Genomic DNA, 23,775 nt, shown 5'->3' with positions numbered 1-23,775 from the left:
GGGCACCGAATGAGCCGGGCACCGAATGAGCGCGGCACCGGCACCCGAAGGCCGTTCCGTCAGATGTGCTCCATCAGGATGACCGCCGTGGTGTCCGGCTCCAGCGCCCTGAAGATGTGCGGCGCGTCGCCCGGATAGCTGATGTAGTCGCCGGGGCCGAGTTCGACGGGCTCCTCCACCGGTCCGACGAGTGCGCGGCCGGTGCCGACCACGACGTGCTCGGACGTGCCGGCCATATGGGGCTCGGAGATCCGGGGCTCGCCGGGCTGGACGTCCAGCCGGTAGAGATCCCGGCGGGCGTTGGGCGGGCACGACGCCAGCAGCGTGGCCGCGTAGTTGGCCTGCTCGGAGTGGGTGACGGGTCCCTCACCGGCACGGATCACCTGCACGTTGCGGCGCGGCGGCTCGACCAGCCTGCTGAACGGGATGTCCAGCGCGACACCGAGAGCCCACAACGTCTCCACGCTCGGGTTGCCGGCGCCCGACTCCAGCTGGGACATCGTGGACTTGGCGATGCCCGCCCGCCGCGCCAGCTCGGTCTGCGACAGGCCGGCACGCTCGCGTTCCCGCCGGATCGAGGCCGCGATGAGGTCAAGGGGCGGGCCTTGCTGCTCCACGTGTTCGCTCCAGACTATCAGTTGTTCGATTTGACGAACTCCGCCACGTCTGTCCATCCTAATGGACATGCGTTCATTCTGGCGAACTCTCGATCGGCAGACCATTCGCGACATCGCCCTGGTCTGCGTCGCCGACGCGCTCGTCGGCGCCTCGTTCGGCGCCATCGCCGTCTCCGGCGGGCTCGACGCCTGGGTGCCCGTCGCCATGTCCCTGCTGGTCTTCGCGGGCAGCGCCCAGTTCGCCGCGATCGGCGTCGTGCTCGCCGGTGGCGGTGTGATCGCGGCCGTCGTGACAGGTCTGGTGCTGAACGCCCGGCTGCTCCCGTTCGGCTTCGCCGTCTCCGACGTGCTGGCGGGCCGGGGCCGGCTACTGGGCGCGCACCTGATCATGGACGAGGCCGTCGCGTTCACCATGCGGCAGACAGGCCCGCGCCACCGCCGCGCCGCGTTCTGGGCCTGCGGCATCGCGCTGTTCGTGGTCTGGAACGTCTCGGTCGTGCTCGGCGCGTTCGCCGGCGAGATCATCAGCGACACCGGCGCCCTCGGCCTCGACGCCGCCTTCCCCGCCGTCCTCCTCGCGCTCGTCCTGCCCGCACTGCGCGACCGAGGCACCCGGCACGCCGCTCTCCTGGGCGCCGCCGTCGCGCTCGCGGCCACGCCCTTCCTCCCGGCCGGAGTGCCGGTGCTGCTGGCACTGGCTGGTCTGGTGCTCTACGTCCCCGAGATGAGAAGGCAGGAGGTGGCTCACTGATGCCGCTGCTCGCCATCGTCGTGCTGGCGGCCGGGACCTACGCGTTCCGGCTGGCCGGGCCGGTCCTCCAGGACCGGGTGGAGATCCCCGAACGCCTGCGGCGGCTCCTGCCCGTGGCAGCCGCCGTCCTGCTGATCACACTGGTGGTCACCGCCGCCCTCACCGAGGGCCACGGCTTCGCCGGCTGGGCCAGACCGGCCGGGGTGCTCGCCGCGGGCGTGCTGGCCGTACGCCGCGCGCCGTTCCCCGTGATCGTCATCGCCGCCGCCGCGACCACGGCCGTGCTGCGCCTCTGCGGCATCGAGTGATCCCGCCCGGGAGCGGCCCTGATTACACCAGAATGCCTGGCGTGTTCAACGAGCTCGACGAGGTCGACTGGGCCTCCATGAAGCACGCCTACGGGCCCGCCACCGACGTGCCGGACCTGCTGCGCGGCCTGCTGTCGGCGGATGCCGCCGAACGCGAGATCGCACTCGACGGCATGTACGGCGCGGTGCACCACCAAGGGGACGTCTACGCCTGCACCCTCGCCGCGATCCCCTTCCTCCTGGAAGCGGTCGCCGATGCGCGAGTGCACGATCGGGGACGAATCCTCGGTCTCCTGGCCAGCATCGGCGGCGCGGGCGGTGAAGAGGACGACGCGGACGACCACGACGAGGACGAGGAGGACGGCGAGGACGCTGAATGGGCGCGGAACCACCGCATGGCACACGAAGCGGTGTCCCTCTCGAAGCCCCTCTTCCTCAGCCTGCTCACCGATCCGGACACGGCCGTCCGCAACGGTGCGTTCCGTGCGCTGACGGCATGCCGTGAGCACGCCGACGAGATCGTTCCGGCTCTTCAACACCACTTCGCGGCCGAGACCGATCCGCAGAATCGACTGGATCTCGTCGATGCCATCGGGGCGCTGGGCAAGGGAACGGCAGGCGCTTGGCTGGCCGCCGTCGCGGCCGAGCACGCCGATCCGGCCGTGCGGTTGGCCGCATTCGTCCAGGTCGCCCGGGTCGCTCCCGAGGCCCTGCCGGGCGGCATCGTCTCGACCGCCCTCGGGCTGATGGACGAGACCGTCGAGACGGCCGGGCCGCCCCGGGCACCTCAGGGCCTTCCGGCGACACCGACGCTGGTCGGCGCACTGCGGGAGATGCGCGAGAACGCCGATGCCGGGCGCCGGGCTCCGGAGCTTCAGCAGCTCATCCGGGGGCTCGACCGGGCCTTGGGTGATCGTGTGACGGATCGGATCGAGTTCCTCTCCGCGCTTCTCCAGTCGCCGGACTGGGGACGGCGGGTCGACGCCGTATGGACGTCCGCCGGGCTCCTCCGCGGCTGGCGAGCACCGTACGACGATCTGGTGAGGCTGCTCGGCCGCCAGCTCGCCGACCCCGAAACACGGCTGTCCGCCGCCGCGGCGTCCGTCATCACCGACCTTTTCGGACTGGCGGCTCCAGCCGCCGACGATCTGGCGGCGTACCTCGCCGGGGCCCCGCGCGAGTCCCAAGGCGGCTTCGGCCGGCGATCCGGCTGGATCTCGGTCTACCCGCAAGGCCCTTCCACGCTCGGCGCGCCGCTTCTGGCGCTGGCCCGTCTCGGCGATCCGCGCGCGCTCCCCATGCTGCGCTGGGCCCTGGATCGGCCCGAGCCACCCCGCGACATCGGTGCAGGGATCAGTGGCATGGGTGAGCAGGCGGCGGAGCTCATCACTTCGATCACGCGACGGCTGCGTGACCTCCCCAGACCGGACGGGTACGACGAGCGCCGCAGTGGGCTCGCCAGGGTGCTCGGAGGGCTCGGCGCGCTCGCCGCACCTGCGGTGCCCGAGCTGATGGACATGCTGCGCCGGGATCAGCGCGCGGACGCGGCGATCGGGGCACTGGGCCGGATCGGCCCGGAGGCCGCCCCTGCGGTGCCGGCACTGCGTGGGCTCCTCGCGGACGAGCGCGCACAGACCAAGGCCGCCCAGGCGCTCTGGGAGATCGAGGGCGATCCGGATGAGGTGCTGCCGATCCTCCGGCGGTGCATCACCGAGGGCGGTGGCCAGGGGCGCTACGCGGCCATCGCGCTGGCGGCGATGGGGGCGGACGGTGCTCCGGCTGCCGACGACCTGCGCGGCCTGCTCGGCGACGGCATCCAGCAGTGGACCAGGCTGGACGCGGCGTTGGCACTGTGGCGGACCGTCGGCGACGCCGAGACGGCACTGCCTGTCATGCTCGGCCTCTGGAACGCGAATGCCCATTCCCGTCAGCACATTGCCCGCGCCGCCGGGGAGATGGGTGCGGCTGCCCAAGCCGCGCTGCCGGTGCTACGCCGCGAGGTGGCGAGCACGCGCCGCCACAATCATGAGGTCCACAGCAGCCACACAATCCACGACGACGAACTGCTCCTGCGCGAGTGCGCCAGTGCTCTGGCGCGCATAGCACCCGGCGACGGCTGAGCCAGTTGAAACGGCCGCTGGAATTGGCGAAGCACCTCCGCGGACCGCGGTCGGGGGCACCAGGCGGTCGGCGGAGGTGCTTCAAGTCCAAACTCGTCAGGCGACGGCCTCCGATTCGGCCGCCGACGCGGCGGTGATGGCTTCGCGGATGAAGCGGGCCGTCTCGCGCATGGCCGCGCTCGCCTCCGGCAGGACACGGTTGAGGATCTGGAAGACGTGCATCTGCCCCTTCCAGACCTGGAGTTCGCAGCTGATGCCCGCGCCGGTGAGCGCCTCGGCGAACGCCTCAGCCTCGGGCCGGAGGACCTCGGTGCCGCCCACCTGGATCAGGAACGGCGACGTATCGCCCCACGGACAGGTGAGCAGGGCCAGCCGCGGGTCGTCGAATCCGGCTGGCCCCACTACGAGGCGCGCGACCCGCTGGGCCGCGTAAGCGCTGATGTACGGGTCCCGGGCGCGGCGCTGTTCCGCCGTGGACAGCTCGCAGGTGAGATCGATCCACGGGGAGAAGAGCACCGTGCCCGCGGGGCGGGGAAGGCCGGTCCGGCAGATCTCACCGGTGAGGGAGGCGGCGAGGTGCCCGCCCGCCGAGTCGCCCGCGATGACGATGCCGCTCGCCGGGACGCCGCGGGCCAGCAGCCAGCGGTAGGCGGCCAGGGCGTCTTCGAGTGGCGCCGGGAACGGGTGCTCGGGTGCCATCCGGTAGCGCGGGACCAGGACGGGGAGCCCGGTGTCCAGGGCCAGCCGCGTCGTGATGGGCCGGTGCGTCCGGGGGGAGCAGACGACGTAGGCGCCACCGTGCAGGTAGAGGATCGCGCCGTCGTTCCGGCGTTCGCCATGGCGCGAGGTGACCCATTCGCCGATGACCGGGCGTTCGACGCCACCGGTCTCGACCTGGGGATCCACCAGCGGCTTGATCTGCACGTTACGTCCGGCGGGAATCAGGAGGGCCGCGGCGTTCACCGTGGAACGGGCGGTCCGCAGGCTCGGCGGGAAGCTCGGCACATGATGGATGAACGGGCGGAGGCTGAGCCGCAGCGCCTGGGAGATGGCGCGGCTCCGCACCGTCGGACGGCGGGAGAAAGGCGGGGTGCGGGGGGCTGCGGAGACTCCCGGCAGAGGGGTGACCTCTGCCGGCAGATCTTTCGAGGCGATCGGGTCCATCTACACCCCAACGTTTTGTTTCCTTCGTGTTACTTAGATGCCCTTTTCTTTAGATAGTTCACGTAACAACTTTGTGTCAGCGTGGGATGTTTGGCCCCGGTCACCACGATCTTGGCGGGCCGGCTGTGACCCAGGCCACGAGTAAGCGGCTGTGGACAGGGCGATACCGTGAGGGCATGAGCAGCGCCGATTCGCCCCAATCTCCCCGGAACTGCGGGCTCAAGGTCTTCTGGGACGACCAGCTCATCTCGTACGACTTCGGCCCGAGCCATCCGCTCAACCCGGTCCGGGTCGAGCTGACGATGGCGCTGGCCCGTGAGTACGGCCTGCTGGACGCGCCGAACGTGAGCGTCGAGCAGTTCGCCACCGCCGGCGACGATCTGCTCGGCCTGGTGCATGAGGACGCCTACATCGCCGCCGTGCGCCACGCGGGCGCGACCGGGCTGCCCGAGTTGAAGCACGGCCTCGGCACCCCCGACAACCCGGTCTTCCTCGGGATGCACGAGGCATCGGCGCTGGTGGCCGGGGCGTCGGTGGCCGGAGCGAGGGCGGTATGGGCGGGTGAGACCGAACACGCCGCCAATGTCTCGGGCGGCCTGCACCACGCGCTACGCGGCGCGGCGAGCGGCTTCTGCGTCTACAACGACGTGGCGATCGCCATTGCCTGGCTCCTGGACAACGGCGCCGAACGCGTCGCGTACGTCGACGTGGACGTGCACCACGGCGACGGGGTTCAGGCGGCCTTCTACGACGACCCGCGGGTGCTAACGATCAGCCTGCACGAGTCGCCGCGCACGCTCTTCCCGGGCACCGGCTTCCCGACCGAGATCGGCGGCCGCGGCGCGCACGGCTCGGCGGTCAACGTCGCGCTGCCGCCGGGCACGAGCGACGCCGCCTGGCTGCGCGCGTTCGACGCGGTGGTGCCGCCTCTGCTGCGCGAGTTCCGGCCGCAGGTCCTGGTCACCCAGCACGGCTGCGACAGCCACGCGCTCGACCCGCTCGCGCACCTGTCCCTCAGCGTGGACGGCCAGCGGACGGCGTACGCGGAGCTGCACCGGCTGGCCCACGAGGTCTCCGGTGGCCGCTGGCTGGCCACCGGCGGCGGGGGGTACGAACTGGTCCAGGTGGTGCCGCGGGCGTGGACGCATCTGCTCGCCGAGGCCGCTGGCCGCCCGATCGATCCGGCGACGGCCACCCCGGAGCCATGGCGTGACTTCGTACGGGAGCGGACCGATGAGATCGCGCCGAGGCGCATGACGGACGGGGCGGGCACGGTGGAGGTGCACACGTGGGCGGAAGGCTACGATCCGGCGAATCCGGTCGACCAGGCGGTGCTGGCGACCCGGCGGGCGGTGTTCCCGGAACACGGCCTCGATCCCATGATGGACATCTGATGGCGGCCGTCTTCAGCGATTCCGGTGGTCCGACGCGCGACGAGCTGCGCGCCCACCTGGTCCGGACGATGATCGCCGGTGACGTGGCCACGCCGCGGCAGAACAACCTGCTCCACTACCGGCGGATGGCGGCGCGCAATCCGTACTACCTGTTCGGGCTGGACCTCAAGCCGACCTGGACCGAGCAGGAGATCCTGCGGGTCATGGTCGAGCGCTGCGGCGTCGATCCCAACCCGCTGTACCTGTACGGGGACGACACGATCGACCCCGAGCTCACCCTCGACGCGCTGGAGGCCATGGGCGACCGGATCGGGCTCGCGGCCGAACGCCGGGAGCGGGTCGTCCTGGCCACCGGACACCCCGCCACCCTCACGCCGATCTACCAGGCGGTGGCGCGGGCCCTCGCCGGGCGCGGCTGCCAGATCCTGACGCCGGCGGCCGGCTGGACCTACGAGATCGAGACCTCCTACGGCACCGAGGTGCGGCGCATCGTCTACGCACCCGAGGGGGTGGCGATGCTGGAAGGCGACGACGGGCGCACGCACCACACCCACGACGCCGCTCCGATGGAGGCGATGCTCGCCGATCTGGTGGGCGCCGCCCCTACCCCTGCGGAGGGATCTCGGGAACTCGAACGGAGTAGTTGGCCGGATCTGGCCATCGCGGATCATGGCTGGGCGGGCGCGGCCGGGCAGGCGGGCATCGACACGGTCGGCTTTGCGGACTGTAACGATCCAGCGCTGTTCGCCGGGGCCGACGAGGGCAAGATCGACGTCGTGGTGCCGCTCGACGATGGTGTATCGCCGCACCATTACGGCCCTTTGACCAACTTTTTGCTCAACCGAGCCGGTCTTTCCTGAAGGGAAGAGTGCACTGACCCCCTGGCGCGGGATGCGTCCAGGGGTCACGGGGTGTGACGTGGTTGCCGTACCGGGGCTGTTGGTTCGGTCCACCGCCATCGGGGGCGCCTGAGTCGCAGGTCATCGCCTGGTTTTGACTTACATGCGTTCGTTGTGTGACGCCGTGTGCCGTCATGTCCACGCTGTGTACGGAAGCGTACTGTGGCCGTTCCGTCAGGGCGGGATACAGAATTGGGTGGAACTCCCCTCTTGCGACTGTGGATACACGATTTACGCTGGAGGAAGTACACGTGCGTGATCAAAGTCACCCAAAGGGCCGGTGCGCGGCACGTGTGGAAGAGGGCGTCCGATGAGCTCAGGCGAGCGACCTCTGAGTGAGGTCAGGTTCCTGACTGTGGCCGAAGTGGCGGCGGTGATGCGGGTGTCCAAGATGACCGTCTACCGCCTCGTTCACTCAGGCGAGCTGCCCGCAATCCGTGTGGGACGTTCGTTCCGGGTTCCCGAGCAGGCCGTTCACGACTACTTGCGCGACGCGTTCATCGAAGCCGGATAGGCGGTACACCACCGCAGACGGAGGCATACTCGCCGTCCACGGAGGTGGTACCCACCGCCCACGGAGGGTATGGCGGGGTCATGCTCCACGACCCCGCGACGTTCTTCACATCCGGCCGTGCAGGGGGCATTTGCACGGAATCTGCTGGAAGCACACGGGGACGGATAGAAGGGCAGGGACATCGACCGGCCGGCGGCCTCGGCGAGGCCGCCGGGACCGGCGCCCGGGAAGCCGGGGACCGCACGGGTCCCCGTGGCGACCCGGGCATCGGCGTGTCCGTGATCGCGGGTGATCCGGACGCGGTGACCACCGGTGGCCGGAACGACACCAGGGCAGCGGTACCCTTGGGCAGCGGACCGTGCGCGCTCGTCGAGACATCGCCGATCGCACGTCCATCTCCTGTACGACTCCGGATACGCCGAGCGAGGTCTCGTGGGCTCTGTCATCAAGAAGCGCCGCAAGCGGATGGCTAAGAAGAAGCACCGCAAGCTGCTGAAGAAGACGCGTATTCAGCGTCGTAACAAGAAGTAAACACGCAGGCTACTCAGCCGTAAGGGGTGGGGCGCACAGTGTCCTCTATGCCCTCCGCCGCGGCTCGCGTCGTACTGGTGACGGGTGTTTCCCGTTTCCTAGGGGCGCGGGTCGCCAACACCCTCCAGGCCGACCCGGGCATCGAGCGGGTCATCGGCGTGGACACGGTCCCCCCTGCGACGTCGCTCGGACGCACCGAGTTCGTGCGCGTCGACATCCGCACGCCGAGCATCGCCAAGGTCATCTCCGCCGCGGAGGTCGACACGGTGGTCCACCTGAACCTGGTGACCTCCCCGGTCGGTCCGCGGTCGAAGATGAAGGAAGTCAACGTCATCGGCACGATGCAGCTGCTTGCGGCGTGCCAGCGGTCGCCGGACATGCGCAAGCTCGTCGTGCGGTCCTCAGCCGCCGTCTACGGCTCCTCGCCGATGAACCCGGCGGTCTTCGGCGAGCACGACGAGCCCGTCGAGGCCCCGACGTCCGGCTACGCCAAGGACGCCGTCGAGGTCGAGGGCTACGTGCGGGGGCTGCGGCGGCGGCGGTCGGACCTCACGGTCTCGGTGCTGCGCTTCGCCAACTTCCTCGGGCCGGGGGTCGACTCCCCGCTGACCCGCTATTTCCGCATGCCCGTCGTGCCGACGGTCCTGGGGTTCGACCCGCGGCTGCAGTTCGTGCACGAGGACGACGGCATCGAGGTGCTGCGGCGGATGACCGTCGAAGACCACCCCGGCACGTTCAACGTCGCCGGTGACGGCGTGCTGCTGCTGTCCCAGGCGCTGCGCCGGGCCGGCCGCTCGTACGTGCCCATGCCCGCGCCCTCGGTGTCCGCGCTCGGCGATCTCGGCAAACGTTTCGGCGGCCTGTCCGGCTTCTCACCCGAACTGCTTCGCTGGCTGATGTACGGGCGGGTCATCGACACCGCCCGGCTGGAGAGCGAACTCTCCTGGCGGCCCAAGTACGGCTCGGAGGCGGCGTTCGCCGACTTCGTCTCGGCCCAGGGACTGGGGCGCACCGCACCGCTCGAGTTGTTCGACCGCCTGGCCGCGGCCCTTGCCCGCGACTGACGTGCACGGAGGTTCCCATGAACGCGCACCACGAGGACGAGCGGTTCGGCGGGGACGAGGGCGCCCAGGTGATCCCCCTGAACGCGGCCCGGTATGACGAGGAACCCCGGCGCAACCCGGTCGAACGCAAGATCGCCTCAGGGCTGGCGTTCCTGCGCCGCCGCCTCGCGGGCGACTACGACGTCGACGAGTTCGGCTTCGACCCGGAGTTCAACGGCTCGGTCCTCCTGCCGGTGGCCCGCGCCCTCTACGAACGCTGGTTCCGGGTGGAGCTCTTCGGTCTCGACAACGTGCCGGAGAAGGGCGGCGCCCTCATCGTCGCCAACCACTCCGGCACGCTGCCCATCGACGGGATCATGCTCTCGGTGGCGGTGCACGACCACGTCCACCGCGACCTCCGCCTGCTCGGCGCGGATCTCGTCTACCAGGTGCCCGTCCTCGGCCACCTGTCCCGCAAGGCGGGTCACACCCTGGCCTGCCACTCCGACGCGGCCAGGCTGCTGGACAAGGGCGAGCTCGTCGGAGTCTTCCCGGAGGGCTTCAAGGGCGTCGGCAAGCCGTTCGCCGACCGCTACAAGCTGCAGCGCTTCGGCCGCGGCGGCTTCGTCGAAACGGCCCTCCGCGCGAACGTGCCCATCATCCCGTGCGCCATCGTCGGCGCCGAGGAGATCTATCCCAAGATCGCCGACCTCAAGCCCCTGGCCCGCCTCCTCGGCGTGCCCTACTTCCCGATCACGCCCACGTTCCCCTTCTTCGGCCCCCTGGGCCTGGTGCCGCTGCCCTCCAAGTGGATGATCCAGTTCGGCGAGCCGATCCCCATGGACGAGTACGACGCGAACGCCGCCGACGACCCGATGACGCTCTTCAACCTCACCGACCACGTCCGCGAGAACGTCCAGCAGATGCTCTACGACACCCTCCTCCGCCGCGGCAGCGCGTTCTTCTAACTACCTGGAAGCTCACAACACTGTGTTTATGGCTTCGCCTGCGGCTCGCTTCACGACCCGTTAGCGCGCTCGCGTGCGGGCTGAGCTTGATGCGTGGTGACCGAGCGGGGTCGGGTCAGCGGGCTCTCAGCGCTTGTTGTAGTGCTTGCGGAGGGCTATGCCTGCGGCCACTCCTCCGGCGAGGGCTCCGGCGCCTGCTGCGGCGGGCAGGGCGACCATGGTGACCTTGCGGCCGGTGCGGAAGTCGTGGATCGGCCAGTCGTGCTCTTTGGCGTGGTCGCGCAGGTCGGAGTCGGGGTTGACGGCGTGCGGGTTGCCGACGGCGGTCAGCATGGGCAGGTCGTTGATCGAGTCGCTGTAGGCGGCGCAGCGGCTCAGGTCGAGGCCCTCGCGCTGGGCGAGGGCGCGGACGGCCTCGGACTTGGCGGGACCGTGCAGGAGATTGCCGACCAGGCGGCCGGTGTAGACGCCGTCGCGGGTCTCGGCGACCGTGCCGAGGGCGCCGGTCAGGCCCAGGCGGTGGGCGATGGTGCGCGCCACCTCCACGGGGGTGGCGGTGACGAGCCAGACCTGCTGGCCGGCGTCCAGATGCTGGAGCGCGAGGGTGCGCGTGCCGTGCCAGATGCGGTCGGCCATCACCTCGTCGTAGATCTCCTCGCTGAGCCGGACCAGGTCGGTGACCTTCTGCCCGGCCACGAAGGCCAGGGCGGCCTCGCGGGCGCTGCTGATGTGATCGGCGTTCTCCGAGCCGCGCAGCCGGAACGCGGCCTGGCCCCAGGCGAACATGGCCAGATCGCGCATCGTGAAGAGCTTGCGGCTCGCCAGCCCGCGCGCGAAGTAGTAGATCGAGGCACCGCGCATCATCGTGTTGTCGACGTCGAAGAACGCCGCGGCCGTCGGATCGGGTTCGGGCAACGGCTCGTTCGCGGTCGCCGCCGCGGCGGCCGCCTCACCCGCGCTCACCGGGTCCTCGTCCTTGTCGCGCTGCCAGAATCGACGCATGCCCCGAGCCTAGTCAACAGCCTCTGTCCGGCCGTCACCTCGCCCGGAATTGCGACGGTCCTCACCTCCGTTCAGCACTGCCGTCATCAGCCGCTCGCGCAGGACCGCGCGGAATTCCGGATCCGGTTCCGCCCTGCTCACCCGCAGACCCGACAGCGGATTGACGCCGTCACCCTCTCCCTTGGCCCGCCGTGTGTTCATGCCCGCCTTCCCATAGCCCCCGCCCAGCCGTCCTTGTAAGACGAGCCGCGCCGGCGCCCCCACGCCGCGAATGCGTTATGCCCGAAAGAACGAGCGTGTGCTTTTGTGGGTACGGGATGGCGGTTAATGGACGGTAGGTCCAATGATCGCGGGTGGTCAGGACCGCAGATCGTCGGGGAGCATGCGGGCGAGGGACCGGACGGCACGATATTGCAGTGCCTTGATCGCTCCGCCCTTCTTGCCCATGACCAGCGCCGTCTCGGCGACGGAGAGACCGTGCAGGAAGCGCAGCACCACGCATTCCTGTTGCTCGGAGCCCAGCCTGCGGACCGCGGCGAGCAGGGTCTTGTTGGTCATCGAGTCCAGGACCGCCCGTTCCGGGCCCTCCTGGGGGCGGTCGGGTTCGAGCAGCTCGGCGGTGCAGACCTCCAGCCGGTAGCGGCTGGACTTGAAGTGGTCCGCGACGAGGTTGCGCGCGATGGTCACCAGCCACGCGCCGAAGTCCTTGCCCTGCCAGTTGAAGTCGCGGATCCGCCGCAGTGCCCGGAGGAAGGTCTCGCTGGTCAGGTCCTCGGCGAGGGAGTGCCCGCCCACCCGGTAGTACACGTACCGGTAGACCAGCTCCACGTAGTGGTCGTAGAGCGTGCCGAACGCCTCGGCGTCACCGTCCCGGGCCCGGAGGACGAGCGCCTTGATGGTCTCGCCGCGTTCTTCCGCCGCGGTCTCCTGTCCGGAAGCGGCGGGAGGAGGGGTCGGTCGGCGGAGCAACGTCACTCGGACATCGAGGGTCAAGCTGCTCATGCAGTTCTCCTCGGGGCGTACGCGACCTCCGGCGTGAAATGCCACTCTAGATACCGATGGGTACGCCAGGCAATGGTGTGCTGTCGGCAAAGCCCGTCCATAGGGGGCGTTCGGGCGGTTGGAACGTTGTGGTTCCCCGCACTTCCTTCGGCAGCGGTTACCCGTCATCGCTCCGAATCGGGCACCATGGGGCGCGATGGTCGATGCTGTTCTCGCGCTGCTGGCGACCCTTGGCGCTTTAATCGCCACCGGGTTGCTCATTTCGCGCGCCTTCAAGGACCGGCTGCTCTACCTGATCGCGTGGTCGCTGACCTCGGTCGGGATCGCGGTCGCGCTCCTGGCGATGACGCTGGGGTTCCTGCTCGGCTTCAACGACGCGTTGTTCCGCGTCATGGAGCTGGGCGGCGCGCTCATCGCGCCGGTCTGGCTGGCGCTCGGCATGGTCGAGCTGATCGCCCGGATCGTCCAGGTGCGGTTCGCCGCCTGGCTGTTCGCGGTGTCCTACACCGTCGTGGCGACGGTGATCCTCCTGCTCGACCCGCTGCGCGGCTCGTTCAGCAAGAAGCTGCCCAAGCCCGACGAGATCTATGACGCGCTGCCGCCGCTGCTGATCAACGGCGCGCACCTGGTGGCGGTCATCGCCCTGGTCGCGTGCGCCATCGTCACCGCCCTCCTGGCGAGCAAGCAGGACCGTGAGGCGTACGAGCTGCTCATCCCGATCGCGCTGGTGGCACTGGCCGGCGTGCTGGTCGTCGCCGGCACCCGGGGCTTCCTGCCCGGGTCGATCGCCGTCGTCGCCCTGGGCGGCGCCGCCGGGCTGGTCTGGTACGGCGCGATGCGGACCCTGCCGGTGTACGCCGACGACGACGGCTATGCGGGCGAGGAGTACGGCGACGAGGGTGCCTCCGGCTACGCGGACCAGGCTTACGCCGCTCCGCACCCACCGCCGGTCGACGCCCAGCACCCCGCCGTCGCACCCGGCCCGCCCGTTCCGCCCGCCAAGCCCGCGACCAAGCGCGGCGAGCTCCGGTTCCCCGACCCGGCCGCGAGCGAGGAGCTCCGCTTCCCCGAGCCGCCCGCCCCGACCGCGATCGACGACATGAAGGTCGCCGGGCCGTCCGGAATGGACGGCTTCGGTGCCGGCTCACTGGCCGCGAGCGCTCTCGGCGCTGCGGGTTCGGCCGGCCTCGCCGGCGCGGGCACCGCGCTCGGCGGTGCGCTGGGCGGCCCCCTGGGCGGCCCGGGCCACGGCGATCTGTCCAGGGCGTGCGGCCAGATCACCGTCTACACGTTGCTCGACGGCCGGGAGGAGGCGTTCGACCGGCTGGCCGACGAGCTCGTCCGCGCGGCGCGCGCCGCCGAGCCGGACACGCTGATCTTCGCCTGCCACGAGGTGGTCAACGCCCCCACGCAGCGGATCTTCTACCAGCTGTTCCGGGACGAGGCGGCGTTCGCCTCCCACCGGCAGCAGCCGCACCTGCAGCGGTTCCTCACCGACTCGCGCACCCACGTGATCGCGACCAACGTCATCGAGCTCAAGCTCGGCCCGGCCAACCTGGCGCCGCTGCCCTCCCCGGTGGCGCCCGATCATCCTCGCCTGTGAGCTGATCATGGATGTTCTCATCACCCTGCTCGGGAAGCCCGGCTGTCACCTGTGCGACGACGCCCGGGAGGTGATCCGGCGGGTGGCGGCGGATCTCGGCGTCCGCTGGGAGGAGCGGGACATCACCCGGTCCGAGGAGGACACCCGGGAGTACTGGGAACAGATCCCGGTCACCCTGATCAACGGGGTGCAGCACGACTTCTGGCGGGTGGACGAGGCACGGCTGCGCAAGGCCATCAAGGAATTGCGCTGATCCCGTACTGAGACCGTAAATTCCCCTGAAACGGGAATGTCTACTCAGTCACATCTTCCGGACGAGTACCGTGGGGCCAGAGCGTCCCGGCTGCCCCGCTGAATCCTGCCTGGTCAGGGCTTTCGGCGGAGCGACGGCCGGGCGGACGGTTCTCGTACGCCGGGGGCGACTTTGTGCATGTATTCACAAAGGCTTAATCTGGTGGACAGCCCTGGGCTGTCGCCAGCCCTGGTCTGCCCGGGGCCAGGGGTTCTCGGGCCCCACCCCAAGCGTCGAGCCCCCGAAGAGCAGGCCGTGACTTCTCGCCAGACCCGTACGCGCGATCGCTCCGATCGCGGCATTCCCGAAGCCACCGTGGCGCGCCTGCCGGTCTACCTGCGGGCGTTGCACAGCCTGCAGGACCGCGGGGTCGCCACCGTGTCCTCGGAGGAGCTGGCGGTCGCCGCCGGAGTCAACTCCGCCAAGCTCCGCAAGGACCTGTCCCACCTCGGCTCGTACGGCACCCGCGGGGTCGGCTACGAGGTGGAATATCTCGTCTACCAGATCTCTCGTGAACTCGGCCTGACCCAGGATTGGGTCGTGGCGATCATCGGGGTCGGTAACCTGGGCCGGGCGCTGGCCGGCTACGGCGGCTTCGCCTCCCGTGGCTTCCGCGTGGCAGGCCTCCTCGATGCCGACGACGAGATCGTCGGCGAGGAGATCTCCGGGCTCACCGTGGAGCACATCGACCGGCTGGAGGACATCATCGGCGAGCGCGGCGTCTCGATCGCCGTCATCGCCACGCCCGCGGGCGCCGCCCAGGGGGTGTGCGACCGGGTGGTGGCCTCTGGAGTCACGAGCGTCCTCAACTTCGCGCCCGTCGTGCTCTCGGTGCCCGAGGGCGTGGACGTGCGTAAGGTCGACCTGTCGATCGAGCTGCAGATCCTCGCGTTCCACGAGCAGCGCAAGGCGGGCGGCCCCGACGAGTTCGACGCGCTGGACGGCGCCGCCCCCAAGGCGGCCGCCCCGCCGGGTCCCCCGCCCGGCGCCACGCCCACGCAGTATGTGGAGGCGGTAGAAGCATGAGCGTCTTGGTGGTGGGCCTCAGCCATCAGAGCGCACCCGTGGCGATGCTCGAACGCGCCGCGGTGACCGGCGACGATCTCGGCAAGCTGCTGCACGCGGTCAACGACTCCCCGCACGTGGCCGAGACGGCCATCGTGTCGACGTGCAACCGGGTCGAGGTCTACGCCGTGGTCGACAAGTTCCACGGTGGGGTCTCCTCGATCTCCGAGCTGCTGTCCCTGCATTCCGGCATCCCGCTGGACGAGCTTTCCCGGCACCTCTACGTGCACTACGAGGACCGTGCCGTCCAGCACGCCTTCTCGGTGGCCTGCGGCATGGAGTCGATGGTCGTCGGCGAGGGGCAGATCCTCGGCCAGATCCGGGCGGCCTTCCGGCACGCCCAGGACGAGGGCACCATCGGCCGGGACCTGCACGACCTCCTGCAGCAGGCGCTGCGGGTCGGCAAGCGCGCCCACCACGAGACCGGCATCGACCAGGCCGGTGCGTCCCTGGTGAGCGTGGGCCTGGACGTGGCGCGGCAGCACCTCGGGCCGCTGGATCGTGTGAACGCCCTGGTGGTGGGCGCAGGCGCGATGAGCGGCCTGGCCGTCGCCACGCTGGCCAGGACCGGTGCCCGCGAGATCGTGGTCGCCAACCGCACCTACGACAAGGCCGTCCGGCTGGCCGCCGACGCCACCGCGGCCGGGGTCACCGCGCGTGCGATCCCCCTGGCCGACCTTGATCACGGGCTGGCCGGTGCCGACCTGATCGTGTCCTGCACCGGCGCCGCCGGGCTGGTCATCAGCAAGGGACAGATGGAGGCCGCCGGGGCGGGCGCGGACGGCCGCCGCCGGTTCTTCCTGGATCTCGCCCTGCCGCACGACGTCGATCCGGGCGTACGCGACCTGCCCGGAGCCGCCCTCTCCGGGCTGGCGGAGCTGCGGACCGCCGAGCAGGCCGCCGAGGCGATCGGGCCCGAGGCCATCGAGGCCGTCCGGACCATCGTCGCGGGCGAGGTGTCCACGTTCCTCGGCGCCGCCCGCGCCGCCGCCGTGGCGCCGACCGTGGTGGCGCTGCGCAGCAAGGCCGCCGACGTCGTCGAAGCCGAGCTGGCCCGCCTGACCGGCCGGCTGCCCGAGCTCGACGACAAGGCACGCAAGGAGATCTCCCAAACCGTCCGGCGCGTGGTGGACAAGCTCCTGCACGCACCGACCGTCCGAGTAAAGGAACTGGCCGCGGCCCCCGGCGGCGACACCTACGCCGACGCCCTGCGCGAACTCTTCGACCTCGATCCGAAGGCACCCGAGGCGGTGACGCGAGCCGACATCGCGAGCGAAGCGAGTGATGGCGGCGCAGCTGCTCTTGCCGGGGGGTCTGGGGGGTCGCCCCCCCAGATGGGCACAGCCGACATCGCGAGCGAAGCGAGTGACGGCGGCGCAGGCCATATCGAAGGAAGCGGCACGTGACCGTACTCAGGCTCGGAACTCGTAAGAGCCTCATGGCGATGACCCAGTCCCAGCTGGTCGCCGACGCATTGTCGGAGCGTACCGGGCATGCCGTGGAGCTCGTCGGGGTAACGACCGAAGGTGATGTTTCCAAGGCTCTGCTCGCGCAGATCGGGGGCACCGGGGTCTTCGTCAACGCGCTCCGGGACACGCTGCTGGGCGGCGAGGTGGACTTCGCGGTGCATTCGCTGAAGGACCTGCCCACCGGTCCGGCCGAGGGGATCGCGCTCGCCGCCACGCCGCGCCGTGACGACCCGCGGGACGCCTTGTGCGGTCCGGTCAAGCTGGCCGATCTGCCCACCGGGGCCCGCATCGGCACCGGTTCGCCGCGCCGGGTCGCGCAGTTGCGGGCGCTGCGCCCGGACCTGAACGTGGTCCCGATCCGCGGCAACGCCGACACGCGGCTGCGCAAGGTCACCGATGGCGAGCTCGACGCGGTGGTGCTGGCCTACGCCGGGCTCAAGCGGATCGACCGGCTGGAGGCGGTGGCCGAGATCTTCGAGCCGGATCAGATGTTGCCCGCGCCGGGCCAGGGGTCGCTGGCCCTCGAATGCCGGGCGGACCGGGCCGACCTCCGCGAGCTTCTTGGAACGGTCGACGACCGTGCCACCAGGGCCGCGGTCACCGCCGAACGCACGGTCCTGGCGGTGCTCGAAGCGGGATGTTCGGCGCCCGTGGGAGCATACGCTGCCGAAGTAGAACAAAAGTTGCACCTGACCGCTGCCGTCGTCGCGCACGACGGGAGCCGCCAGGTGCGGCTGTCCGCAAGCGGCCACCTAGACGAGGCAGAGCAACTGGGGCGCGATCTCGCCGCCCGGTTGCTCGGCCAAGGGGCCGACCAGTTGATGGGGGAGCGCCTTGAGCCCCAGTAAGAGCCCCGCCGAGCAGAAGGACGGCCGCAGCGCCGCCGGTCTCGTCTCGCTCGTCGGCATGGGCCCGGGCGACCCGGGCCTGCTGACGCTGCGTGCCGCCGACGTGCTGGGCCGCGCCGACGTGGTCATCGCCAATCGCGCCGCCGTCCACCCCGAGGTCCTCGCGCATTGCCGTCCGGAGACCGAGATCCTCGACTCCGCCGACGCCGACCCCGCCAAGCTGGCGGCCAAGGCCGCCAAGACGGGCAAGCGCGTCGTCCGGCTCTTCCAGGGCGATCCCGGCCTGGCCTGTGGTCTGGCCGCCGAGGGCGGCGCGCTGTCCAAGGTCGGCATCCCTTTCGAGGTCGTGCCCGGTGTCTCCGGCGTCACCGGGGTCCCGGGGTACGCGGGGATCCCGCTCACCGACAACAAGCACCGTGAGGTGCGGATCATCGACGCGACCGGTGGCGGTGTCGACTGGGAGGCCTTCTCCGCACCCGACGTCACCCTGGTGATCCTCGGTGCCGAGGGCGCCGTCAGCGAGGTGGCCAAGGGCCTGATCGCCGCCGGCCGGCCGGACTCGACGCCCGCCGCCATGACCAGCCTCGGCACCACCACCGAGCAGGAGACCGTGGTCTCCACGCTGCAGCGGCTGGTTCCCGACACCAAGGGCATGGAGGCGCCCGCGCTGATCATCGTCGGGGACGTGGTCGGCTGGCGTGACAAGCTGTCCTGGTTCGAGACCAAGCCGCTCTTCGGGTGGCGCGTGCTGGTGCCGCGCACCAAGGAGCAGGCGGCCTCGCTGTCCGACCAGCTCCGTTCGTACGGCGCGGTGCCGGACGAGGTGCCGACGATCTCGGTCGAGCCGCCGCGCACGCCGCAGCAGATGGACCGTGCCGTCAAGGGCCTGGTGACCGGCCGCTACGAATGGGTGGTCTTCACCTCCACCAACGCGGTCAAGGCGATCCGGGAGAAGTTCGTCGACTACGGGCTGGACGCCCGCGCGTTCGCCGGGCTCAAGGTCGCCGCGGTCGGCGAGCAGACCGCCGCCGCGCTCGTGGAGTTCGGCATCCAGCCCGATCTGGTGCCCACCGGCCAGCAGTCCAGCGAGGGCCTGGCCGAGGTGTGGCCGCCGTACGACGAGGACCTGGACCCGATCAACCGGGTGCTGCTGCCGCGCGCCGACATCGCCACCGACACCCTCATCGCCAAGCTCACCGACCTCGGCTGGGAGTGCGAGGACGTCACCGCCTACCGGACCGTGCGGGCCTCGCCGCCGCCCGCGCCGATCCGCGAGGCGATCAAGGGTGGCGGGTTCGACGCGGTGCTGTTCACCTCGTCCTCGACGGTCAAGAACCTCATCGGCATCGCGGGCAAGCCGCACAACGTCACCGTGATCGCGGTGATCGGCCCGCAGACCGCCAAGACCGCGGAAGAATACGGTCTGCGGGTGGACGTCATGGCCGAGAAGCCGTCGGTTTCGGCGCTCGCCGAGGCGCTGGCGGAGTACGGTTCGAAGCGGAGGGCGGCCCAGGTCGAGGCTGGCGACCCGTTGCGCAAGCCCAGCCAGATGCGCAGGGGCGCCCGCCGCCGCAAATAGCTCGCGGAGGAAAGAAGGGTCATGTCCGCATCGTTTCCCGTCGCGCGTCCCCGGCGGCTCCGCCGCACGCCGGCGCTGCGCCGGCTGGTCGCCGAGACCCGTCTCGCCCCGGCCGACCTGGTGCTGCCGATGTTCGTCAAGGAGGGCATCGGCGAGCCCAACCCGGTGAGCTCCATGCCGGGCGTCTACCAGCACACCCGCGACAGCCTGCGCAAGGCGGCGCACGAGGCGGCCGAGGCCGGCGTCGGCGGGATCATGCTGTTCGGCATCCCGGCGGTGAAGGACGGCACCGGCGTGGCCGCCGACGACCCCGACGGCATCGTCCAGGTCGCCCTGCGCGACCTGCACTCCGACATCGGTGACGCGATCGTCCTCATGGCCGACCTGTGCCTGTGCGAATACACCGACCACGGGCACTGCGGCATCGTCACCCCGGCCGGTGAGGTCGACAACGACGCGACGCTCGAACGTTACGCCGCCATCGCCGGAGCCCAGGCCGCCGCAGGAGCCGCTGTGGTGGCGCCCAGCGGGATGATGGACGGCCAGGTCGGCGCGATCCGTGCCGCACTGGACCGGGCGGGACACCCTGAGACCTCCGTCCTCGCCTACTCCGCCAAGTACGCGTCGGCGTTCTACGGCCCGTTCCGCGAGGCGGCGGAGGGGGCCCCTCAGTTCGGCGACCGTTCCACCCACCAGCAGGATCCCGCCAACGCCGACGAGTCGCTCCGCGAGGTCCTCCTCGACCTCGACGAGGGCGCGGACATGGTCATGGTCAAGCCGGCCGGCGCCTACCTCGACGTCGTCCGCCGGGTGCGCGACGCGGTCGACGTGCCGGTGGCGGCCTACCAGGTGAGCGGCGAATTCGCGATGATCGAGGCCGCCGCCGAGAAGGGCTGGCTGGACCGCGAGCGCGCCATCAACGAGTCGCTGATCGCGATCCGCCGCGCCGGCGCCGACATCATCCTCACCTACTGGGCGGTAGAAGTCGCGCGCAGTCTCCAGGCAGCGAACCGCTAGGCGGCGAGCGCCAGGCGGCGAATGTCAGTGCAGCGGATGGTGACGGGGGCTCTACGGCCCGTCGGCGGATGTTAGGGAACGATCAATAAATTTCCCGTGACATGGAGGTGTCACGGAGGTCTGCGCTTCATTTGTGGCGTGCTGCCGAGCCCGCAGAGCCGCCATCGCCACCGCCGTTCGTGCCCTGTCCCCGCACCCGGCCACCAAGGCCGCGGCAAAGATCGGTCGACCGTGCCGCCGTGGTCCGCACGGGTGCTCACCGGCACATGGGCACGCTGGGGGCTCGCGTTGGACCGTGCCCGGCGCCACCGCGGTGGCGATCATCTGGAACCAATTCGTGACATGCGGACCGATGGCATCCGGATGCAAACGATCTAGTCTTCGTCCGAAGCGATCGAATCGCTTCGATGCCAGAGGAGAGTCGATGAGGTCGGACCTCACGAGCGGCCTGCGGCTCGCTTCGATGTCAGCTGCGGTCCTGGTCCTGGGCCTGACCGCCGCCGGTTGCTCGGGTGGGACGGACGAGCCCAGGGCGGCGCGGCCGACCTTCTCGCCGCCCACCATCACCACCACGCCGGCGCCGCAGTCGGCCGACGGCCTCTCTCTCCCGCTGGAGGCGTACTTCCTGACGCCCGACCAGACCCGCACGGTCGCCCGGGCGCAGAACATGCTCATCTCCGACTGCATGCGGCGTTTCGGCTTCTCCTATCCGGTGAACGCCAACGGCGGCAGCGAGCTCTCGCCGGTCAAGGAAGTACTCAGGCCGTTGTTCCTCACCGAGAGCAAGGCCGCCCGATGGGGCTACCACGCGACCACGGAACGGCGGGCACAGATCAATCAGGGCCAGGCGGGCACGGCCCCGAAGCTGAGCCCCGCCGCGCAGGCCGTGCTGACGGGGACGGCGAAGTCCCATGGCGGCCAGGACGTGCCCAAGGGCGGGTGCTTCGCGCACGGCCGGGACTCCATCGAGTCCGGTGCGGCGAAGGTCAAGCTGCCGCCGTGGATGAAGGGCGCCGACGATGACAAGCCGCCTCCCGGTGCCGCGCCGGCGATGCGGTCGGCACGGGCCGATCCGGGGTACCTGCCGCAGTCGATGCTGAACGGCGCGTTCGACCTCGCGCTGTCCGACCCGCGCACCAAGCAGGCGGACGCCGGATGGAGCGCCTGCATGAAGCAGTCGGGCTACGCCTACGCGAGCGTGGATGCGATCCTGCGGGACGGCCGGTGGGCCGCGAGCGACGTGCCCTCCGCCCCCGAGATCGCCACCGCGGTCACCGACGCCCGGTGCCGCGTCAAGGTGAAGTACGGCGGGCTGATGTACGCGCTGCAGCTCGGCTACCAGAAGGCGATGATCGACATGTACGCGGACTCGCTGAACCAGGTGAAGCAGGCCAACGAGGCGATGGTCCGCAACGCCACCAAGGTGCTCAGCGGCAACGCGGCGGACTGACCGGGCCGAGGCGACGAGGGGATCTGGTGCCGATGCGGATTCTGCTCGTGGAGGACGACCGGCGCTTCGCGATCGCGCTGGTCAAGTCGCTGAGCCAGTGCGGGCACGAGGTCGAGTACGTGGACAGCGCCGCGGCCGCGCTGGCCAGCCCGGCCTGCGATCTGGTCCTGCTGGACCTCGGGCTGCCCGATCTCGACGGGCTGGAGGTCTGCCGTCGGCTGCGGCGGCGCGGCGACGTCGCGATCATCATCCTGTCCGCGCGCGGCACCGAGCGGGACCGGGTCACCGGCCTGCGTTGCGGAGCCGACGACTACCTGGTCAAGCCGTTCGGCGTCGCCGAGCTCCAGGCGCGGATGGACGCGGTGCTCCGGCGGGTTCGGCCCAGGCCCAACGGCGTCCACACGGTCGGCGGCCTGGAGGTCGACCTGGACGCCCGCGTAGCCCGCGTGGACGGCGACCGGGTCAAGCTGACGCCGAAGGAGTTCTCCCTCCTGGCGGCCCTCATCCGCGAGCAGGGCGTCGTCCTCATGCGCGAGCAGCTGCTCCGCGAGGTGTGGGGCACCACCTGGCAAGGCAGGTCCCGGACGCTCGACGTGCACGTGTCGACACTGCGCACGAAGATCCGCACCGGTGCCCGGGTGGAGGCGGTGCACGGGGTCGGCTACCGGCTGGTGCCCGTCGGCGCGCTGCTCCAGGGCGCCGGAGACCGTCCCGCCGAGGAACTCTGATGCGGTTCCGGCTGCTCGGCGTCCTGCTGGCACTCCTGGTGCTCGTCCTGGGCGTGCTGACCGTGCCGCTGGCGACGGCGGCCGCGTCCAGGGACACCCAGACGATGTTCCTGGACCGGGTGAACGACACGGTCCGGTTCGCCTCACTCGCGGAGACCGCGTTGCGCACGGGGCAGACGTCCGCGCTGCGGGCGGAGCTGAGCCGGTACGAGGAGCTGTTCGCCATCGGCGTCCTCATCGTCGGCCGGGACGGCGAGGCGGTCATGGCCTCGGGGCCGGGCGTGGACCTCGGTGACCGCTCGGTGCGTTCCAAGATCGATGAGGGGCTCTCCGGCAACCGGTCGGCCACCGCCGGGGTGGTCTGGCCCTGGCGCGACGACCCGCTGATCGTCGTCGAGCCGGTCGGGCGGGGCGGTGAGGTCATCGGCGCCGCCCTCACGGTGTCGCCGACCGAACGGCTGCGCGGCGCCACGGTGCGAAGCTGGACCGCGTTGCTCGGGGAGGGGCTGCTGGTCCTGATGATCGGGGTGGTCGCCGCGACCTACCTCACCCGCTGGTTGCTACGGCCCGTACACCGCCTCGACGCCACCGCGCAGGCACTGACCGAGGGGCGCTTCGGCGAACGTGTCGGTACCGTGTCCGGTCCACCGGAGCTGCGGCGGCTGGCCACCTCGTTCAACGCGATGGCGGAGCAGGTCTCCGTGCTCGTCGAGCGGCAGCGGGCGTTCGTGTCGTACGCGAGCCATCAGCTGCGCACCCCGCTGGCACGGCTCAGGCTGTCCATGGACAACCTCGCCTCCCAGACCACGCCGGAGGGCCGGGAGGACCACCAGATGGTGGTCGAGGAGATCGAGCGGATGGCGCGTCTCTACGACGCGTTGCTGGCCTACGCGCATGCGGAGGCCACCTCGGCCGAGGCCGCCGACATCGATGTGGGGGGCGTCGCCGACGCCCGGGTCGCCGCCTGGCAGGCGGTGGCGGCGGACGCCGGGATCGGCGTGGTGCGGACGGGCGCGGCCAGGAGCGTGGGCCGGGCCGCGGCGGACACGCTGGACCAGGTGCTCGACGCGCTGATCGACAACGCCGTCAAGTTCTCCGGTGCGGGGAGCACGGTCACCGTCGAGGTGAAGAAGCCGGCCGGGGGATGGGTCGACGTGCACGTCGTCGACACGGGGCCGGGCATGCTGCCCGACGAGCTGCGCCGGGCGGCCGAGCCGTTCTGGCGGCATCCGCGGGACCAGAACCTCGACGGTTCGGGGCTCGGTGTGACCATCGCGCAGGCCCTGGTCAGCGCGTGCGGCGGCGCCCTGGACCTGCTGCCGGCCGAGCCGCACGGGGTGAACGCCAGGATCAGGTTGCCCGCGTCCACCAGCCCCGACGACAAGGAGGCCTCGTCATGAAGGCAGCGCAA

At 70.7% G+C, this 23,775-nt stretch carries 23 protein-coding genes; 19 read left to right on the top strand and 4 right to left on the bottom strand.

The window, feature by feature from the left end; all coding sequences use genetic code 11:
* Positions 1–59 precede the first annotated feature (59 nt).
* A complete protein-coding gene (locus F8566_RS07320; protein ID WP_225992936.1) occupies positions 60–617 on the bottom strand; it encodes a helix-turn-helix domain-containing protein in 558 nt (185 codons plus the stop codon).
* Between the two features lie 67 nt (positions 618–684).
* On the opposite strand from F8566_RS07320, the gene F8566_RS07315 reads away from it, so the two are divergent.
* From F8566_RS07315 to F8566_RS07305, 3 genes are read left to right on the top strand one after another with little or no spacing between them, the layout of a single operon-like run.
* The gene (locus F8566_RS07315; protein ID WP_151559180.1) at positions 685–1,368 is read left to right on the top strand and encodes an AzlC family ABC transporter permease; all 684 of its coding nucleotides are present in this window, start codon (positions 685–687) and stop codon (positions 1,366–1,368) included.
* The gene (locus tag F8566_RS07310) at positions 1,368–1,676 is read left to right on the top strand and encodes an AzlD domain-containing protein (protein WP_192809558.1); all 309 of its coding nucleotides are present in this window, start codon (positions 1,368–1,370) and stop codon (positions 1,674–1,676) included. The genes F8566_RS07315 and F8566_RS07310 overlap by 1 nt, the downstream gene beginning before the upstream one ends.
* Before the next feature lie 32 nt (positions 1,677–1,708).
* Positions 1,709–3,796, top strand: coding sequence for a HEAT repeat domain-containing protein (locus tag F8566_RS07305; RefSeq protein WP_449691190.1), 2,088 nt, complete (start codon positions 1,709–1,711; stop codon positions 3,794–3,796).
* Positions 3,797–3,892: 96 nt separating this feature from the next.
* Here F8566_RS07305 and F8566_RS07300 read toward each other — a convergent pair whose 3' ends face one another.
* Complete coding sequence (locus F8566_RS07300) at positions 3,893–4,861, bottom strand: alpha/beta hydrolase (protein WP_225992935.1); 969 nt, start codon at positions 4,859–4,861, stop codon at positions 3,893–3,895.
* Between the two features lie 275 nt (positions 4,862–5,136).
* Here F8566_RS07300 and F8566_RS07295 point away from each other — a divergent pair, with 275 nt between their 5' ends.
* The 6 genes from F8566_RS07295 (at position 5,137) to F8566_RS07270 (ending at position 10,309) form a co-directional block, all read left to right on the top strand.
* Positions 5,137–6,354, top strand: a complete 1,218-nt coding sequence (locus tag F8566_RS07295) for an acetoin utilization protein AcuC (protein ID WP_151559177.1) — start codon at positions 5,137–5,139, stop codon at positions 6,352–6,354.
* Positions 6,354–7,214, top strand: coding sequence for a phosphatase (locus F8566_RS07290; RefSeq protein WP_151559176.1), 861 nt, complete (start codon positions 6,354–6,356; stop codon positions 7,212–7,214). The genes F8566_RS07295 and F8566_RS07290 overlap by 1 nt, the downstream gene beginning before the upstream one ends.
* Positions 7,215–7,563: 349 nt before the next feature.
* Entirely contained in the window at positions 7,564–7,767 is a 204-nt protein-coding gene (locus F8566_RS07285) for a helix-turn-helix domain-containing protein (RefSeq protein ID WP_026414196.1), read from the top strand.
* Positions 7,768–8,199: 432 nt separating this feature from the next.
* Entirely contained in the window at positions 8,200–8,298 is a 99-nt protein-coding gene (locus F8566_RS07280; protein ID WP_018654693.1) for a 30S ribosomal protein bS22, read from the top strand.
* 47 nt (positions 8,299–8,345) lie between these two features.
* Positions 8,346–9,362, top strand: coding sequence for an NAD-dependent epimerase/dehydratase family protein (locus F8566_RS07275; RefSeq protein ID WP_151559175.1), 1,017 nt, complete (start codon positions 8,346–8,348; stop codon positions 9,360–9,362).
* A 17-nt stretch (positions 9,363–9,379) separates the two neighbouring features.
* Entirely contained in the window at positions 9,380–10,309 is a 930-nt protein-coding gene (locus tag F8566_RS07270; protein WP_151559174.1) for a lysophospholipid acyltransferase family protein, read from the top strand.
* 126 nt (positions 10,310–10,435) lie between these two features.
* Here the strand turns inward: F8566_RS07270 and F8566_RS07265 are convergent, their stop codons facing one another.
* Positions 10,436–11,311, bottom strand: a complete 876-nt coding sequence (locus F8566_RS07265) for an HAD family hydrolase (RefSeq protein WP_151559173.1) — start codon at positions 11,309–11,311, stop codon at positions 10,436–10,438.
* Positions 11,312–11,668: 357 nt separating this feature from the next.
* Complete coding sequence (locus F8566_RS07260) at positions 11,669–12,313, bottom strand: sigma-70 family RNA polymerase sigma factor (protein ID WP_151559172.1); 645 nt, start codon at positions 12,311–12,313, stop codon at positions 11,669–11,671.
* A gap of 196 nt (positions 12,314–12,509) precedes the next feature.
* Here F8566_RS07260 and F8566_RS07255 point away from each other — a divergent pair, with 196 nt between their 5' ends.
* From F8566_RS07255 to F8566_RS07210, 10 genes are all read left to right on the top strand, one after another.
* Positions 12,510–13,916, top strand: a complete 1,407-nt coding sequence (locus F8566_RS07255) for an antibiotic biosynthesis monooxygenase (RefSeq protein WP_151559171.1) — start codon at positions 12,510–12,512, stop codon at positions 13,914–13,916.
* A 7-nt stretch (positions 13,917–13,923) separates the two neighbouring features.
* Positions 13,924–14,169 carry a glutaredoxin family protein gene (locus tag F8566_RS07250; RefSeq protein WP_151559170.1) on the top strand — a complete coding sequence of 82 codons (246 nt, stop codon included), beginning with the start codon at positions 13,924–13,926 and terminating at the stop codon, positions 14,167–14,169.
* Between the two features lie 294 nt (positions 14,170–14,463).
* Positions 14,464–15,234, top strand: a complete 771-nt coding sequence (locus F8566_RS07245) for a redox-sensing transcriptional repressor Rex (RefSeq protein WP_151559169.1) — start codon at positions 14,464–14,466, stop codon at positions 15,232–15,234.
* Positions 15,231–16,679, top strand: a complete 1,449-nt coding sequence (locus F8566_RS07240; protein WP_151559168.1) for a glutamyl-tRNA reductase — start codon at positions 15,231–15,233, stop codon at positions 16,677–16,679. The genes F8566_RS07245 and F8566_RS07240 overlap by 4 nt, the downstream gene beginning before the upstream one ends.
* Entirely contained in the window at positions 16,676–17,590 is a 915-nt protein-coding gene (hemC, locus tag F8566_RS07235) for a hydroxymethylbilane synthase (protein WP_151559167.1), read from the top strand. Before F8566_RS07240 ends, hemC begins: the two co-directional genes overlap by 4 nt.
* Positions 17,577–19,169, top strand: coding sequence for a bifunctional uroporphyrinogen-III C-methyltransferase/uroporphyrinogen-III synthase (locus F8566_RS07230; RefSeq protein WP_404800271.1), 1,593 nt, complete (start codon positions 17,577–17,579; stop codon positions 19,167–19,169). The genes hemC and F8566_RS07230 overlap by 14 nt, the downstream gene beginning before the upstream one ends.
* Positions 19,170–19,190: 21 nt before the next feature.
* A complete protein-coding gene (hemB, locus tag F8566_RS07225; RefSeq protein WP_151559166.1) occupies positions 19,191–20,186 on the top strand; it encodes a porphobilinogen synthase in 996 nt (331 codons plus the stop codon).
* A gap of 424 nt (positions 20,187–20,610) precedes the next feature.
* Positions 20,611–21,636 (top strand): hypothetical protein, encoded by a 1,026-nt coding sequence (locus tag F8566_RS07220; protein WP_151559165.1) that lies wholly within the window; start codon positions 20,611–20,613, stop codon positions 21,634–21,636.
* Positions 21,637–21,668: 32 nt separating this feature from the next.
* Positions 21,669–22,364: a response regulator transcription factor gene (locus F8566_RS07215; protein ID WP_151559164.1), complete on the top strand. Its 696-nt coding sequence runs from the start codon at positions 21,669–21,671 to the stop codon at positions 22,362–22,364.
* Positions 22,364–23,764: a sensor histidine kinase gene (locus F8566_RS07210; RefSeq protein WP_151559163.1), complete on the top strand. Its 1,401-nt coding sequence runs from the start codon at positions 22,364–22,366 to the stop codon at positions 23,762–23,764. The genes F8566_RS07215 and F8566_RS07210 overlap by 1 nt, the downstream gene beginning before the upstream one ends.
* Positions 23,765–23,775: the final 11 nt, after the last annotated feature.

It is taken from the genome of Actinomadura rudentiformis (assembly GCF_008923185.1).
In the GTDB taxonomy this organism is placed as follows: Bacteria; Actinomycetota; Actinomycetes; order Streptosporangiales; family Streptosporangiaceae; genus Spirillospora; species Spirillospora rudentiformis.
This window is presented reverse-complemented; position numbering and strand designations above follow the sequence as displayed.

What these genes read in the sequence shown, in the direction of transcription:
- F8566_RS07240 (WP_151559168.1), top strand. Translation starts at nt 15,231, where the DNA reads ATGAGCGTCTTGGTGGTGGGCCTCAGCCATCAGAGCGCACCCGTGGCG.
- F8566_RS07275 (WP_151559175.1), top strand. Translation starts at nt 8,346, where the DNA reads ATGCCCTCCGCCGCGGCTCGCGTCGTACTGGTGACGGGTGTTTCCCGT.
- F8566_RS07215 (WP_151559164.1), top strand. Translation starts at nt 21,669, where the DNA reads ATGCGGATTCTGCTCGTGGAGGACGACCGGCGCTTCGCGATCGCGCTG.
- F8566_RS07250 (WP_151559170.1), top strand. Translation starts at nt 13,924, where the DNA reads ATGGATGTTCTCATCACCCTGCTCGGGAAGCCCGGCTGTCACCTGTGC.
- F8566_RS07295 (WP_151559177.1), top strand. Translation starts at nt 5,137, where the DNA reads ATGAGCAGCGCCGATTCGCCCCAATCTCCCCGGAACTGCGGGCTCAAG.
- F8566_RS07255 (WP_151559171.1), top strand. Translation starts at nt 12,510, where the DNA reads ATGGTCGATGCTGTTCTCGCGCTGCTGGCGACCCTTGGCGCTTTAATC.
- F8566_RS07260 (WP_151559172.1), bottom strand. Translation starts at nt 12,313, where the DNA reads ATGAGCAGCTTGACCCTCGATGTCCGAGTGACGTTGCTCCGCCGACCG.
- F8566_RS07285 (WP_026414196.1), top strand. Translation starts at nt 7,564, where the DNA reads ATGAGCTCAGGCGAGCGACCTCTGAGTGAGGTCAGGTTCCTGACTGTG.
- F8566_RS07210 (WP_151559163.1), top strand. Translation starts at nt 22,364, where the DNA reads ATGCGGTTCCGGCTGCTCGGCGTCCTGCTGGCACTCCTGGTGCTCGTC.
- F8566_RS07310 (WP_192809558.1), top strand. Translation starts at nt 1,368, where the DNA reads ATGCCGCTGCTCGCCATCGTCGTGCTGGCGGCCGGGACCTACGCGTTC.
- F8566_RS07265 (WP_151559173.1), bottom strand. Translation starts at nt 11,311, where the DNA reads ATGCGTCGATTCTGGCAGCGCGACAAGGACGAGGACCCGGTGAGCGCG.
- hemB (WP_151559166.1), top strand. Translation starts at nt 19,191, where the DNA reads ATGTCCGCATCGTTTCCCGTCGCGCGTCCCCGGCGGCTCCGCCGCACG.
- F8566_RS07290 (WP_151559176.1), top strand. Translation starts at nt 6,354, where the DNA reads ATGGCGGCCGTCTTCAGCGATTCCGGTGGTCCGACGCGCGACGAGCTG.
- F8566_RS07270 (WP_151559174.1), top strand. Translation starts at nt 9,380, where the DNA reads ATGAACGCGCACCACGAGGACGAGCGGTTCGGCGGGGACGAGGGCGCC.
- F8566_RS07220 (WP_151559165.1), top strand. Translation starts at nt 20,611, where the DNA reads ATGAGGTCGGACCTCACGAGCGGCCTGCGGCTCGCTTCGATGTCAGCT.
- F8566_RS07305 (WP_449691190.1), top strand. Translation starts at nt 1,709, where the DNA reads ATGCCTGGCGTGTTCAACGAGCTCGACGAGGTCGACTGGGCCTCCATG.
- F8566_RS07315 (WP_151559180.1), top strand. Translation starts at nt 685, where the DNA reads ATGCGTTCATTCTGGCGAACTCTCGATCGGCAGACCATTCGCGACATC.